16 protein-coding genes are annotated in these 13,645 nt (G+C 43.1%); 2 read left to right on the forward strand and 14 right to left on the reverse strand.

Translation table 11 applies throughout. The annotated features are described in order from the left end of the window. The first annotated feature begins 205 nt into the window (after nucleotides 1–205). Nucleotides 206–640, forward strand: coding sequence for a CBS domain-containing protein (locus QF028_RS27080; RefSeq protein WP_215009951.1), 435 nt, complete (start codon nucleotides 206–208; stop codon nucleotides 638–640). Between the two features lie 180 nt (nucleotides 641–820). On the opposite strand, the gene QF028_RS27085 is transcribed toward QF028_RS27080, so the two are convergent. The 8 genes from QF028_RS27085 to QF028_RS27120 all read right to left on the reverse strand — a co-directional run bounded on the left by QF028_RS27085 (nucleotide 821) and on the right by QF028_RS27120 (nucleotide 8,260). Next, nucleotides 821–2,017 (reverse strand): MFS transporter, encoded by a 1,197-nt coding sequence (locus tag QF028_RS27085; RefSeq protein ID WP_429470500.1) that lies wholly within the window; start codon nucleotides 2,015–2,017, stop codon nucleotides 821–823. Between the two features lie 497 nt (nucleotides 2,018–2,514). Further along, on the reverse strand, nucleotides 2,515–3,657 hold the full coding sequence (gene pqqE / locus QF028_RS27090) for a pyrroloquinoline quinone biosynthesis protein PqqE (RefSeq protein WP_429470502.1): 1,143 nt from the start codon (nucleotides 3,655–3,657) through the stop codon (nucleotides 2,515–2,517). Next, nucleotides 3,638–3,976 carry a pyrroloquinoline quinone biosynthesis peptide chaperone PqqD gene (gene pqqD, locus QF028_RS27095; protein ID WP_429472563.1) on the reverse strand — a complete coding sequence of 113 codons (339 nt, stop codon included), beginning with the start codon at nucleotides 3,974–3,976 and terminating at the stop codon, nucleotides 3,638–3,640. The genes pqqE and pqqD overlap by 20 nt, the downstream gene beginning before the upstream one ends. Before the next feature lie 21 nt (nucleotides 3,977–3,997). Then, the gene (gene pqqC, locus QF028_RS27100) at nucleotides 3,998–4,738 is read right to left on the reverse strand and encodes a pyrroloquinoline-quinone synthase PqqC (protein ID WP_429470504.1); all 741 of its coding nucleotides are present in this window, start codon (nucleotides 4,736–4,738) and stop codon (nucleotides 3,998–4,000) included. After that, nucleotides 4,738–5,670 (reverse strand): pyrroloquinoline quinone biosynthesis protein PqqB, encoded by a 933-nt coding sequence (gene pqqB, locus QF028_RS27105; RefSeq protein WP_429472565.1) that lies wholly within the window; start codon nucleotides 5,668–5,670, stop codon nucleotides 4,738–4,740. Before pqqB ends, pqqC begins: the two co-directional genes overlap by 1 nt. Further along, nucleotides 5,660–5,899: a hypothetical protein gene (locus QF028_RS27110; RefSeq protein WP_429470506.1), complete on the reverse strand. Its 240-nt coding sequence runs from the start codon at nucleotides 5,897–5,899 to the stop codon at nucleotides 5,660–5,662. The genes pqqB and QF028_RS27110 overlap by 11 nt, the downstream gene beginning before the upstream one ends. A 56-nt stretch (nucleotides 5,900–5,955) precedes the next feature. Next, nucleotides 5,956–6,048: a pyrroloquinoline quinone precursor peptide PqqA gene (pqqA, locus tag QF028_RS27115; protein ID WP_429470508.1), complete on the reverse strand. Its 93-nt coding sequence runs from the start codon at nucleotides 6,046–6,048 to the stop codon at nucleotides 5,956–5,958. Nucleotides 6,049–6,277: 229 nt separating this feature from the next. Continuing rightward, nucleotides 6,278–8,260 carry a PQQ-binding-like beta-propeller repeat protein gene (locus QF028_RS27120; protein WP_429470510.1) on the reverse strand — a complete coding sequence of 661 codons (1,983 nt, stop codon included), beginning with the start codon at nucleotides 8,258–8,260 and terminating at the stop codon, nucleotides 6,278–6,280. A gap of 258 nt (nucleotides 8,261–8,518) precedes the next feature. On the opposite strand from QF028_RS27120, the gene QF028_RS27125 reads away from it, so the two are divergent. Further along, nucleotides 8,519–8,980 carry a hypothetical protein gene (locus QF028_RS27125; protein ID WP_429470512.1) on the forward strand — a complete coding sequence of 154 codons (462 nt, stop codon included), beginning with the start codon at nucleotides 8,519–8,521 and terminating at the stop codon, nucleotides 8,978–8,980. A 105-nt stretch (nucleotides 8,981–9,085) separates the two neighbouring features. Here QF028_RS27125 and rpsI read toward each other — a convergent pair whose 3' ends face one another. The 6 genes from rpsI to QF028_RS27155 all read right to left on the reverse strand — a co-directional run bounded on the left by rpsI (nucleotide 9,086) and on the right by QF028_RS27155 (nucleotide 13,422). Next, a complete protein-coding gene (rpsI, locus tag QF028_RS27130; RefSeq protein ID WP_215000111.1) occupies nucleotides 9,086–9,478 on the reverse strand; it encodes a 30S ribosomal protein S9 in 393 nt (130 codons plus the stop codon). A gap of 20 nt (nucleotides 9,479–9,498) precedes the next feature. Beyond that, nucleotides 9,499–9,936, reverse strand: coding sequence for a 50S ribosomal protein L13 (gene rplM, locus QF028_RS27135; RefSeq protein ID WP_088085008.1), 438 nt, complete (start codon nucleotides 9,934–9,936; stop codon nucleotides 9,499–9,501). Nucleotides 9,937–10,190: 254 nt separating this feature from the next. Then, on the reverse strand, nucleotides 10,191–10,931 hold the full coding sequence (gene truA, locus QF028_RS27140; protein ID WP_429470514.1) for a tRNA pseudouridine(38-40) synthase TruA: 741 nt from the start codon (nucleotides 10,929–10,931) through the stop codon (nucleotides 10,191–10,193). Nucleotides 10,932–10,943: 12 nt separating this feature from the next. Next, nucleotides 10,944–11,741 carry an energy-coupling factor transporter transmembrane component T family protein gene (locus QF028_RS27145; protein WP_429470516.1) on the reverse strand — a complete coding sequence of 266 codons (798 nt, stop codon included), beginning with the start codon at nucleotides 11,739–11,741 and terminating at the stop codon, nucleotides 10,944–10,946. Continuing rightward, nucleotides 11,738–12,607 (reverse strand): energy-coupling factor ABC transporter ATP-binding protein, encoded by an 870-nt coding sequence (locus tag QF028_RS27150; protein WP_429470518.1) that lies wholly within the window; start codon nucleotides 12,605–12,607, stop codon nucleotides 11,738–11,740. Before QF028_RS27150 ends, QF028_RS27145 begins: the two co-directional genes overlap by 4 nt. Further along, nucleotides 12,583–13,422 carry an energy-coupling factor ABC transporter ATP-binding protein gene (locus tag QF028_RS27155; RefSeq protein WP_429470520.1) on the reverse strand — a complete coding sequence of 280 codons (840 nt, stop codon included), beginning with the start codon at nucleotides 13,420–13,422 and terminating at the stop codon, nucleotides 12,583–12,585. Before QF028_RS27155 ends, QF028_RS27150 begins: the two co-directional genes overlap by 25 nt. Nucleotides 13,423–13,645 lie beyond the last annotated feature (223 nt).

Here is a 13,645-nt window from a genome sequence, read left to right on the forward strand (position 1 = left end):
ATATGGTTGAGAGCCTTGGAAATGTTGATAATTAACGTTTTGAGAACTGAGGTTTGATTTGGTAAAAACCAGATTTAAATGTCCTTTTCTCATGAGTTAATTACACGACGTTTATGTGCAGCTGATATATAGAAAAAAGTTACCATTAATAATATCGCCACTGTTACCCATCCTATAAAGGAAAAACATATTTGGAGGTAATTTCATGGCACAATTAAGAGATATCATGACATCAAATGTTCTTACAGTTAACGAAACACAGACGGTACAGGAAGCTGCAGCGTTAATGAGCGAACATAATATCGGAGCTATCCCGGTAATAAATAACAGCAGACAAATGGTTGGAATTGTAACGGATCGTGATATTACCCTTCGTACGACAGCACAAGGAGAAGATCCACAAACACCAGTATCTCAAGTCATGACTGCACAGCAAATCGTACAAGGTACACCTGATATGGATGTCCATCAAGCAGCAGATTTGATGGCACAGCAGCAAATTCGCCGATTGCCGGTAATCGAAAATGGACAAATAGTAGGAATGGTTGCTTTAGGTGATCTAGCAGTACAAAATCAATATGCAAACGAAGCAGAACAGGCATTACAAAGTATTTCAACTCCTTCCGCACCTCAACAATAGTAAGGGGTTACCTTTATTGTCATAAAATAATTATTAGCACAGATCAGCCCTTGGTCTGTGCTAATAATTTTTATAAAGCAAAAGAGAGCTCCTTTTACTTATTTATATATTTATTAAACCGTCTACATGTTCTTTGGCCTTTTTCAGAAACTCCAGGGACTGATTTTTAACCTAAGACTCTCAACCCGATGAAGCATGCGATTTCATGCGAATATCGTAAGAAGAAAAAAGTCTGCCGTATAAATAAGCAAAACTGAGTTGTAGACATGAGGCTATGTAAAAAGGCAGGGACAGGGAACCCAATCCAAAAAGATAGCCTGTAATATACGGCCCAATGGAGGTGGGAAGCCTCATTGAAAAAAGATTAATGCTTGACGCAAAGCCGCTCCGGTGGTTACGTGTTAAACTCACACTCAGCGCCTGCTGTGCCCCCTGCGTACCTCGATTTAAAGCCGTTCGAAGCATATAAATAACAGAAACGAGTGCGTATGATGATAGTATGGGCATCAAAATCAAAAGCAGACTTCCGATAAAACGGATGAAAACAATGGACCGGATTGTCCCATGTTTATGAGATAATCTTGCTTGTAACATGGAGGTAACTCCGGTCGAGAAGAAAGTAACAGCCAATGTGCTGCCAATTTGAGCGTGACTTGCCCCAAATTTAGCCGAAAACCAATAGGACATCATCGGCCCGGTCAGCCCGATGGCAATCCCATTAAGTATGTTAATGGCTGCAAGCTTTAATACCGCTGCATTTTCTTCATGCAAGATTTTCTTTTCTTCATTCCTCCGTCCCTCTTTTTTGTTTCCTTGGCGGTTTTCGGCTTCTCCTCCTTGAATGGTTAAAATGGTGGAGGCTGTGATCAACGATGCAACGAGAATATAGCAGAATAGAAGGCGATAAGGAGATACTCCAGTTTTCAAAAAGGATGTGGCCCCCGCTAGCACTGCTCCCGCCCCCATTCCGAAAAAACTGAGAGCATTATTCAAACTGTATACTCTGCCGCGTTCTGCTGTTGGGACAAAGGATGCCAGCCAGGCCTGCTCTGCAGGGGCGCATGGACTGGGTGAACCCGCGTCCGCTTTTCCAAATCCAGAAAGTGTAATCGCAATAGACAATAAAATTGGGTTAGTGGTTAATACCCCGACCAGTGCACATCCGGCGGTAACTAGTTCAGAAATGAGGACAAACGGTTTTCTGCCAAGCCTGTCACTATAAACACCTATAAAGGGTGCAACGACAACACCGAGCAATCCTCCTGCAGCAAGCACACTGCCAATTGCTGCCGTGCTCCACCCCAGCGCATCGAGATACAAAGCCAATTCCACTACCATCATGCCTTGTCCAATACTGCGAATAAAATTTACCAGCATGAGCCGCTTGACCACCGGATGAATTTGACCAATTCCTGTAAACTTCATTTTGATCACTACCTTTTGATTTTTATAGGTAATATTTAGGTTACCCAGTTTCTACTTAAAAGGGTGCCAATTCTCAATTTCCTTTATTCATAGGCATAAACAAACAAAGTTAACCGTGGCATAACATGTTTACATGGGATTTATGGTAAATGGAGGGATAAGCTTAAGGACTGGAAAGGGAAGGATTCGATATGGCAGGTAAATAGAAGGGACTTATTCAAAATATAAAACGGAATATTTATATTCTGTATTTGGCTTACCGTCACCCGGAAACCCTATGGTATGCCAACGCCTTTTCACTATTGATTGTGGCCTATGCACAGAGAGCCTCCATCTATGACATCACCTCTTAAAACTCGTCCTCTTGTGCATACAAAGTTGAACACAGGCGAAAAAAAATGGTGCTAAAGGGTATGTACGTGTCCCCTGCAGCACCACTTTGGCAACCCCTATTTTTTTAATAACCGTTTTATTGCAGATCTGTCCTGAGAATATCTCCGATAGATTAGGGGTGATGATGATTCAACCGGTTTGCTGTTGGCATCCTGTACAGCTTTTTCAATTAAATGATGTTCTGGTGCCCATTGGCAGACTGGGTCCGTCGCATTAGCATCTCCCGTTAAGGCAAAAGCCTGACAGCGGCACCCTCCTCCATCCTGGTGCTTCAAATCACAGGTAAGACAAGCTTTGGGCATCCATTCTTCCCCTCGGAAACGGTTAAAAGATTCTGATTCATACCAAATATATCCTAGCGATGACTTACGGACATTTTCAAAAGATAACCCTTTGATTATCCCGGCGGTTGGACACGGAAGGGCAATTCCATTCGGCGCTACCGTTAGACCAATAGCTCCCCATCCCCCCATGCAAGGCTTGGGTGCAGATGCATAATAATCAGGAATAACCCAAATAATTTCCATTTTCCGCTTCAGTCGTGCTTTAGCGGCTTCATAGACTGCACTTGCACGCTCAATCTGGTCCCTGCTTGGCAGCAGTTTCTCCCGATTCAGCAGCGCCCAGTTATAATACTGGGTGTTCGCCAGCTCCAACCGCTCGGCTCCCATTTCTTCCGCAAGCTGAATGATCTCATCCACCTGATCAAGATTCATTCGGTGTAACACCACATTTAATGACAAATGCATTTCTGCCTGTTTTACAGCAGTGGCCGCTTCCCGTTTTTTCTCAAAGGCTTTGTATCCGCCGATAAGATCGGAAAGCTTCGCTTCTGCCGCTTGAAAGCTCACCTGCACATTTGCTAAACCGGCTTCCTTAAGCCGAATCGCTTTTTCCGTTGTTAAGCCAATGCCGCTTGTAATGAGATTGCCATACATATCTAAAGCAGCAGCGTGGCTGATAAGGGGTTCCAGGTCATCCCGCAAAAGCGGTTCGCCGCCAGAAAAATGAACTTCTACTACTCCCAATTCGGCGGCCTCGGACAAGACCCGGCTCCATTCCTCCGTTGAAAGTTCCATGGCTTCCTTAGCCATTTCAATAGGGTTTGAACAATACGGACAATTCAAAGGACAGCGATGGGTTAACTCAGCAAGCAGCGAATAAGGGGGTTGAACCCCACTATGGCTCTTCGTTTTCATGCTGAATCACCACCCATCCCTGATCCGCTACTTCCTGTAAAAATTCGGAAATATCAGCCTCCATTGTTTTCAAATCGGGCAAGGCACCCGAACTCCTTGTTTCTGAGTCTGCCATTAGAGAAGTCCTGATGTATTCAGTGATGGTGTTTACGGTCCGGCTCCCGTCACATAAACGAAGGATCGATGCTGCAGTTTCGTTTAGGACTACAACCTTTTCCGGTAGCAAAAGGAGATGTTTTTCTCTCACCTCATCAAATTTTAATCGCGCCTTTGCAGCGAGTTTTGGAAGACTGTCAGCTACAAAAATAGACTCCACCACCAATCATTTATTCTTCCCATTTCACGGTTTAGGGGGATAGGCCTTTTCAATGGCATCAAGCTGTGCCCATAATACATCACATTTGAACCGCAAGGCGTTGACAGCTCGCTGCTGTGCTTCCGTTGTTCGACATTGGGTTAAAACAAGTCTGAGGGCCACATCCGAATCACAAGGTGCCTGAGTCAAGCGGCTTTGAAAATAATCAAGCCCTGAACGGTCAATCCAAGGATACAGCTGCTCAAAAACTTTTATCCTTTTTGAGATAAGGTCAGGCGAAAACAATTCCGTCAGCGAGGAGGCAACAGCTTCAATCCACGGTTTTGTCCGGGCGAAGTTCACATAGGCATCCACGGCAAATCGAACGCCCGGGACAACATACTCCTCCCGTATGACTTCTTCCCGAGACAATCCTACCGCTTCTCCCAGCCGCAGCCATGCTTCAATACCGCCATCTTCTCCACGCCTTCCGTCATGATCAAGAATACGGCCAATCCACTCTCGCCTCAGTTCCATTGACGGCAGATTGGACAGGATGGCTGCATCTTTAATTGGGACTGATTTCTGGTAGTAGTATCGGTTGGCCACCCAGCCGCGGATCTGTTCTTTGCTTAAGTTTCCTTGGTGCATCACTTTATGAAATGGATGTTTGTCATGATAGGAAGAACGCCCTACATTCCTTAACCGCCCCGTGAATTCATCCGCCGACCAAAGCTCTTCCCTTTTTTTATCACGGCTAAAGAACCCTTTTTGCTCCAGCATCATCACACCTCCATTTCCATACCATCATAGGCCACTTCAATTCCAAGCCGCTCCAATGTATACCTCTCCACTGAGTCCTTTTTCAAAATAGGGTTGCTGTTGTTAATGTGGATTAGAATTTTTCTCTCTGCCGGGAAGGAGGCTAATAACTCCAAGGTGCCTGATGGTCCGCTGATCGGTAAGTGGCCCATGCTTCTTGCGTCACGAGCAGCTGCCCCCATCCCGGTTAATTCATCTTCCGACCAAAAAGTTCCATCTACCATCAGGATATCGGCTTTCTTTAAACAAGCTTCTATAGCCGGAGTGATCTTTTCTAATGTAGGAAAGAAAGCAAGACACCTGCCCGAATCCTCATTATGAAGAACCAGTCCAACCTCCCAAATATCTTCTTGACAGTCCAGCTCCTGGGTCGACCTAACATAGAGCGGCGGTTTTTTCGAAACGGGAACCGGCTCAACGATGATAGTTCCTTCTGCTCCTTCAGGTAATGGTCCCACCCTTTGCCGAAGGCCTGGATCAAGAGACTGCCATTCCCATGAACAATAGTTTTTTAGCATTGGAAACACCGGAAAAGCGGAGTGCAAGCAGCTTCGTACCATCTTGGTTCCATAAATCGTCATACTGGAGCCCTCCCGCAGTGATAATAGCCCGATCGTATGGTCGAGCTCCGCATCGGTTAAAAAAACACCGGCAAGAGGGGTCTCTCTTATGCCTGGACCTGCATTTAGTGAAGCAAACGATTCAATTTGCCTGAGAATATCCGGTCCTGCATTGATGAGGTACCAGTCCTTTTCATTGGCAGTTACCGCAAGCGAAGATTGTAATAACGGCTGAAGTGAAGCGTTTCCTGAGCGGACTGCCCGACAGTTGGGACAGGCACAGTTCCACTGCGGAAAGCCTCCTCCGGCCGCCGCTCCTAATACTCTAATTCGAATTTGGTTTCAGTCCTTTCCCTTCGATGCGGGCATTGTTTTTTTCAATTTTCCGCGTTTTTCCAAATAACCTGCCAACCTGCCACCCTATCGCCATATTCACCACAGCCATCAGGATAAATAGCAAATAGTCCCCTATTGGATCAGGAAGCAGGAGATCGACAAGCAGCCAGCCACCTGCTGTAGCACCCCCGATCATCACACCCATCACTGATTTTAAGTAACGATTCATTTGGCACACCCTCCGTGTTTTGGTTAAAATCATGAACAAGAGGCAAGCAGTCTGCGCTACTTGCCGATGTAGGAATACATCGTCACCTCGCTAGAAGTGTTGATTATTTCGTACTCAGGCTTTATCCACATGTGAACTCCCCCTTTCATGACACTTTCAATAATGATTATTTTTTAAAGGAGTGTCTGATTTTACCTTTCAAAACTATCTTATGTCGGCGGAAACACCAAAATAACTTGAATTTCAACTTGAAGTTGTCCAAAAGTAAGCCCGTGTTTTGCAAAATGCTGCAAAAAAGGACAAGCTTGGATGCAAACACTCCTTGACCCCAAAAAACAACCTGAGTCCGTAAACTCAGGTTGTCTTGGTTCTATTAAATTACTTCTTTTGAGACAGCCATTTTGCCAATATTTCGGCCTGATCCTTATCAACAAGACCTCCAGGCATACGTCCGCCTCCGTTAATGATTTGATTCAATATCTCCTCTTCAGACATGGATACACCAACATGTCTTAGGTCAGGGCCTGCCCCTCCTTCTAGATTTCCACCATGACAGGACATACAGCTGTTTTTGTAAATTACTTCAGCATTCATATCAGCCGGCTGCTTCTTATCTTTTTCTTTATTCCCGTGGCTGCCATGATTGGCGTTATCAGTTTTCCCTGAGCCTTCTGGATCGGCGCCCCCCGGATCTTTTGCAGGAGTTACCGATTTATTCCCCCCCAGTCCGTAGGTTACAACCTTTGTTCCAGTAACAAAAGTAACGTATTGTTTACCACCATCCATATAAATCGTCGGTGCCATCATAATCTGAGCCCCGCCGCTTTTCATGTTCCATAAAACTTTTCCAGTTTTAATATCAAGGGCATTTACCGTTCCATCCAATTCGCCGTAAAAAGCAAGTCCTGTAGTCGTACTTGTAAAACCTCCGCGCATTGGTTGTTTAGTCTTATTCTGATAGGCACGCTTGCCAGTATTCACATCAATGGCGGTGATAGTACCGGATATGTCTTCACCTTTTGGCCCCAACGTTATCGCAGTTCCTGGGAATAAACCTTTTTTTTGCTCGAGTTCATTTTCATCTTTCGCTGCAACCTCTAAAGATGGCTTATTAATACCAGGAATCAATACATAATTGGTTTTAGGATCATAGGTTTCCGGAGCATAGTTTTGTCCGCCTTCTGCTCCCGGCCATTGCATCGCCGGTTTATTTGGATCCGTCGGCAGTGACGTGTGCTGGATTTTGACGAATGGAACGCCATTATAAATGGTATCCCCTGATTTGGCATCCCACGCAAACCATTTCCCGTTCTTTCCGCCGTGTACGACGATTTTTTGCTTTTTGTTGTTGACCGTAGCATTGAGAATCATCGGAGTCGAGGCCGCATCATAATCCCATTCGTCCTCCTCATCCATTTCCGAATTTGCCCAAATCAATTTGCCTGTTTTACTTTCAAGAGCAACGACCGAGTCTGTATAAGGGTTTTTACCTGGGCGGATTTTCTTAAAAAAGTCAGGAGCGGGATTACCCGTGCCAAAAAACATCACGTCAGTGTCCGGGTCAAAAGCAATCTCTCCCCAGACCGCTCCGCCCCCTGTATATTTGCCCTTCACCCAACCTTCCCCCTTCTCAGGGACTGTCCAGAAGGGTTCATCCCAGGCTGGCGTCAAGTCACTTGCTTTATAGGCCATCACAAAGCCGCGAATGCCATTATCACCGCCGCTGCTTCCCACATAGACGGTTCCTTTATAGTACATCGGAGCCATTGTTTCATAATATCGGTTTTCAAGCTTGTCTCCTGGTATTGTATCCCAAAGGTTGATCATTTTAATCAATTTTCCGTCTTTCGCGTTAAGTTTGGCTAAGCGATTATCCGCAATAAGGACAAACAAATTTCCTTCCGCAACTGCTACACCCCGGCTGGCAACAACCTCTAAAAGGCTTAGATCCGCATGGTCAAGATGGTCAAGTACATCTTTTGGCGGCGTCCATTGCCAAATTTTCTTCCCATTTGAGGCATCAATAGCAAACACTCGGTTCATTGATGTCGTGACATACATGACACCATCTTTCACTACCGGGAAATCCTCCGAGGCATTAGGAATCTTCTTATCCCAATTTGCCAAATCTGCCTGCCAGACAATACCTAAATCCTTCACATTGTCTTTTGTAATCTTGTTATAAGGGACATGCCGAGTTTGTTGTAAGTCATACCCCCAAAGTGGAAAACCTTTATCTTTTTCAGAACTGGTGGTTTGTTTATTGGCAGTATTCTCCTTTTTTGCAGGTTTCTGCTGACAGCCAACAATTAATACTACCGCCAATAAAGCTACGATTATCGCTTTTAAATAACGATTCAAAAAAAGACCCTCCTTATGCTTATAAGTCCAGAGTGATTGCCTCTATTTTTGGTTGCCTCTGAATTTTCCCATCCGGGGAGAACCCTACTTTATTGGTCCTCACTCTTTTTTCTATATTGAGTAAAAGATTCCTTAATTATGCAAAAAAATATTAAAATCACAAAATGATTTTTAACAATGGTGGGAGAGGAATATTTACCAAATATGGAGACATTCTATATTTGAAATGAATTTAAAGAATCTCAGGATGGTGATTGAATGAAGGTTTTCTCAAAAATGACGAATCGGTTGGGTGGGTTTGTCTTATTACTTTGCTTTCTCGTTGGGGGAGCATGGACTTCTTCCCAAAGCGCGTTGGCTGCACCGGAAAAAACGGTCGGTACCGCGGAAAATGGCGGGATCAAACTTACGATTACTAACTATGCGATCACAAACTACGGTCAAGAGATGATTCTGTATTATACCGTAGAATCTACAACAGATAATTTGATGGTTGAAGACGGGAAAGGGCTGTTAGAAAACCTAGAAATTTCCATTGCGAATAATAGTCTTCAAGGGATTGATGCCGAACATAAAAAAATAAGCAGCCAGAAATATCAAGGTGCGGTCAAGGTGAACATGCCGCAATATATACCTGCCACTTCAAATGCGGCACTTAGTACAGATGCAATTCTAAATCAAAAGGGACAGTGGACAATTAACTTCCAAATTAAAAAATAGCCAAAAAAAAGATACTTTTAGATCCCTAGGCCAAGCCTGGGGTTTTTATTTGTAAAAAAAGACCCCCAACCAAATGGTTGAGAGTCTTTGTATGTTCGCAAAAGATTAACGTTTTGAGAACTGAGGCGCACGACGAGCACCTTTAAGACCGTATTTTTTACGCTCTTTCATACGTGCATCACGAGTTAATAATCCAGCACGCTTTAATGTTGGACGGAATTCAGGGTCAGCTTGAAGTAATGCGCGAGCAATACCGTGGCGGATTGCGCCAGCTTGACCAGTGTATCCACCGCCGCTTACGTTTACAAGAACATCATAGCTTCCAACTGTTTCAGTAGCTACTAATGGTTGTCTTACAACAACACGTAATGCTTCAAATGGGATATAATCTTCAATTCCACGACTATTTACAATAATTTTACCTGTGCCTGGTACTAAACGTACACGTGCAACAGAACTTTTACGGCGACCTGTACCGATATATTGAACTTGTGCCAAGTTAATTCCCTCCCTCTTTATTAACCGCGAAGTTCGTAAACTTCAGGTTGTTGTGCTTGGTGCGGATGTTCGCTGCCAGCATATACATGTAATTTTTTAAACATTTGACGGCCAAGAGAATTCTTTGGAAGCATACCTTTAACAGCAAGCTCGATCATTTTCTCAGCATAGTTAGTACGCATTTCTAGAGCAGTTCTTGTTTTTAAACCACCTGGATGCATTGTGTGACGGTAGTAAATCTTGTCAGTTAATTTCTTTCCAGTAAGTTCTACTTTTGAAGCATTAAGAATAATTACATTATCACCAGTGTCAACATGTGGTGTAAAAGTTGGTTTGTTTTTACCACGTAAAATTGATGCTACTTCAGAAGCAAGACGTCCAAGAGTTTTGCCCTCAGCATCAATTACGTACCATTTACGCTCGATAGTGTTGGCATTTGCCATAAACGTTGTACGCATGAGTTTCCCTCCTAATTTAAATCCATAAAAGATTATTGTTTTCGCACTTTTAAAGTAATTAGAGTCCGATTCTGTTCCGGGAATGAACATCTAATACCCTTGTGCGGTTAAGTTTGTATTCATATATTTTCAATCACGATGAAGACTTTCCGGGGCTTTATCGTGGGATTAAAAACACGCACATCTAATATAATAAAACCTGCGGGTCAATATGTCAAGAAAATGTTACACCAGGTGAAGTTGTTTAGCTCATTTTATTCATAAAAGACTTCCCAAAGATATAAACCATGACCTGGAGCTGTCTTTCCCGATAGCCTCCGGTCTTTATGGGCTAATATAATCGGAATATCTTCAGGACTGCGTTCACCTGATCCCACCTCTAATAAAGTTCCAACTAAAATACGAACCATATTATACAAAAAGCCATTTCCAACAAAACGGATCGTCAGTAACTCATCCTTACGTGTAAAGTCAATCGATTCAATCGTTCGAACTTTATCAACTACTTCCGTCTTTGCCGCACAAAAACTAGTAAAGTCATGTGTACCAAGGAAAAGTTTACTTGCCTCCTCCATCGCCTGGAAATTTAAACGGTATGGATATTGATAAGCAAATTTCCGCTGAAAGGGATCTCTTTTTTGAGATAAATGAAGAACATAGCGATATTCCTTCCCTTTCGCGTCGAAGCGAGCATGAAAGGACTCGGTGACAGTAACAACCTTTAGAACGGAAATATCTTCAGGCAGCATGGAATTCAATGCTTTCTCCCACTTGTCAACTGGAATCAGTAGTGGTGAATCAAAATGAATAACTTGTCCTTTTGCGTGGACACCGGCATCCGTTCGACCTGAGCCGACGACTTTCACCGTATCACCCTTATGCATTTTTGATAAAACAGCTTCTAATACAGACTGTACGGTTCGCTTATTTGGTTGGACCTGATAGCCGGAAAAGCCCGACCCGTCATAGGAAATAATACATTTATACCTTGCCATGGTTTCGCTCCATTATGAACGTAATAAAAATAGTAGGATCGATAGAAGGACTAATATCCCCATCTGTAAGGAATCAGTTATTTTCCAGGATAATTCCCGGTATTTTGTTCTTCCTTCCCCGCCTTGATATCCTCTAGCCTCCATAGCGATTGCTAATTCCTCCGCTCGTTTAAAGGAACTGACAAACAATGGGATAAGCAGTGGAATGACGGCTTTAATGCGTTCCTTAAAAGGGCCGCTAGCAAACTCAACGCCACGGGCTATTTGCGCCTTCATTATTTTATCCGTTTCCTGCATAAGTGTAGGAATGAACCTTAAGGAAATAGACATCATTAATGCCATTTCGTGGACAGGGAAGCGGACCTTATTTAAAGGATGTAACAGCGTTTCAAGGCCATCGGTAATCTCAATAGGGGTGGTGGTTAACGTCAACAACGACGTCATTAAAATTAAGAAAAAGAATCGCAAGGAAATAAAAATCCCCTGTCTGACCCCTTCCTCGTAAATTTTTACTGGACCTAGTTCAAATAAAAGGGTACCTTCTTTCGTAAAAAAAAGTTGCAGCACTAAGGTAAAAAGAACGAGCCAGATGACTGGTTTAAGACCGCTATATAAAAAGCGTACAGGGACCTGCGACAATCCAAGCATTAAAAAAGTATAAATTCCAATAAGTGCATAGGTTACGACATTGTTTGCTAAAAAAATAACACAAACAAATAGAAAGATGATCATTAATTTTGAACGAGGGTCCATTTTATGAATAATAGAATCTGCCGGGACATAGCGCCCAAAAATCATTTTTTCCATCATGAGTGAACACCTCTACTTAATACCTTAGTAACAGCAGCTGACAACTCATCAATGGTTAGAAAGATTTTCTCAAATTTCATGCCAAGTTTCTCCTCAAGCTTCAGTTGAAACCGAACGACCTCAGGAACATCAAGTCCCATTTCAACGAGCTCAGTCGGTGCGGAGAAAATCTCTTCTGGTGTCCCTTTATTGGCAACCTTCCCTTGCTGCATGATCACAATTTGGTCTGCATATCTAGCAGCATCTTCCATACTATGTGTAACAAGAATGGTAGAGAGCTTTCTTTCCTTATGAAGAGAAAAGAACATATCCATAACTTCTTTTCGGCCTCTTGGGTCTAATCCCGCAGTAGGCTCGTCCAGGACAATAACATCGGGCTCCATTGCAAGTACTCCTGCAATTGCGACGCGGCGCATTTGTCCACCAGAGAGGTCAAACGGTGATTTATTTAGTATATCTTCCTCTAGACCCACTTGTTTTAAAGCAACCCGTGCCCTTTCCTTTGCTGCTGATTCAGAAACCCCAAAATTCAACGGCCCAAAAATAATATCTTTTTCCACCGTCTCTTCAAATAATTGGTGTTCAGGAAATTGAAAGACGATGCCAACTTTTTGCCGGACCTTTTTTAAGTTCTTATTTTTTTGCGAAGCTTTAATTTCATGTTCACCAATTACTACTGTTCCTTTTGTTGGTTGAAGGAGAGCGTTTAAATGCTGCAGGACTGTTGATTTCCCTGAACCGGTATGACCAATAATCGCCATATACACACCTGAAGGAATATCAATAGACACATCCTCAATGGCCAGTCGTTCAAAAGGAGTATTGACTTGATAACGATAATCTACATGTTTGAGCGAGATGTCCATAACTCTTTCACCAACTCTTCTTCCGATAAATAGTGCCTAGATAGATCGATTCCATCATTCCTTAAAGCTTTCGTCATTTTCACTGAAAAAGGAATATCTAACCCTAACTGAACCAATTGTTCATCCATAGAGAAAATCTCTTCAGGTGTACCCTCCCGGAAGACCTCCCCTTTGTTCATGACGATGATTCGATTCGCCTTAGCCGCCTCTTCTAAATCATGTGTAATCGAGATAACGGTCAATGATTTCTCTTCTTTTAATAATCGGACGGTCTCTAATACCTCTTCGCGGCCTCTTGGATCCAGCATGGAAGTTGCCTCATCAAGTATGATGATCGATGGCCGTAAAGCTAGTACACCAGCTATTGCCACACGTTGCTTTTGTCCGCCTGATAGATGGTGGGGCTCTTGATATAGAAACTTATCCATCTTAACTCTCTTTAACGAATCCTCGACCCTTGTGACCATTTCGTCTCTAGGAATGCCGTTATTTTCTAGACCAAAAGCCACATCATCCTGTACTGTCGTTCCAACAAACTGATTGTCAGGGTTTTGAAAGACCATCCCTAATTTTTTACGGATATCCCAAATTGACTCTTCATCCAGCTTTATTCCGCAAACTGTAATCTCACCTGTTTGTGGAAATTGCAGCCCATTTAGGAGTTTTGCCATCGTGGATTTTCCTGACCCATTATGACCGACAATCGCGAGCCATTCTCCCTCATATATATCAAAAGAAACATTGTTCAAAGCATAACGTTCTTGTGCGTCATATTGAAAAGATACTCCATTAAGAGATACAATCGAGTTTTTCACAGATAATTCCTCCTCTCAGCTAAACAATTCTCTGCTCATTATTACTTTTACATATAAAAAAAAGCCTGCACCTCGTCCCTATGCAGTTTCGCTTTAAACTGCGATGTAAGGAATTTCTATAAAAGAAATGAGAGGAGGTGCATGAGCTAGACGAGACGTATTTATTAATTTCAATCTGCGCACCAATAGCTGCGAGATGATAAAAGATACAAGAAATCAAGTC

It is taken from the genome of Neobacillus sp. B4I6 (assembly GCF_050434045.1).
Lineage (GTDB): Bacteria > Bacillota > Bacilli > Bacillales > Cytobacillaceae > Neobacillus.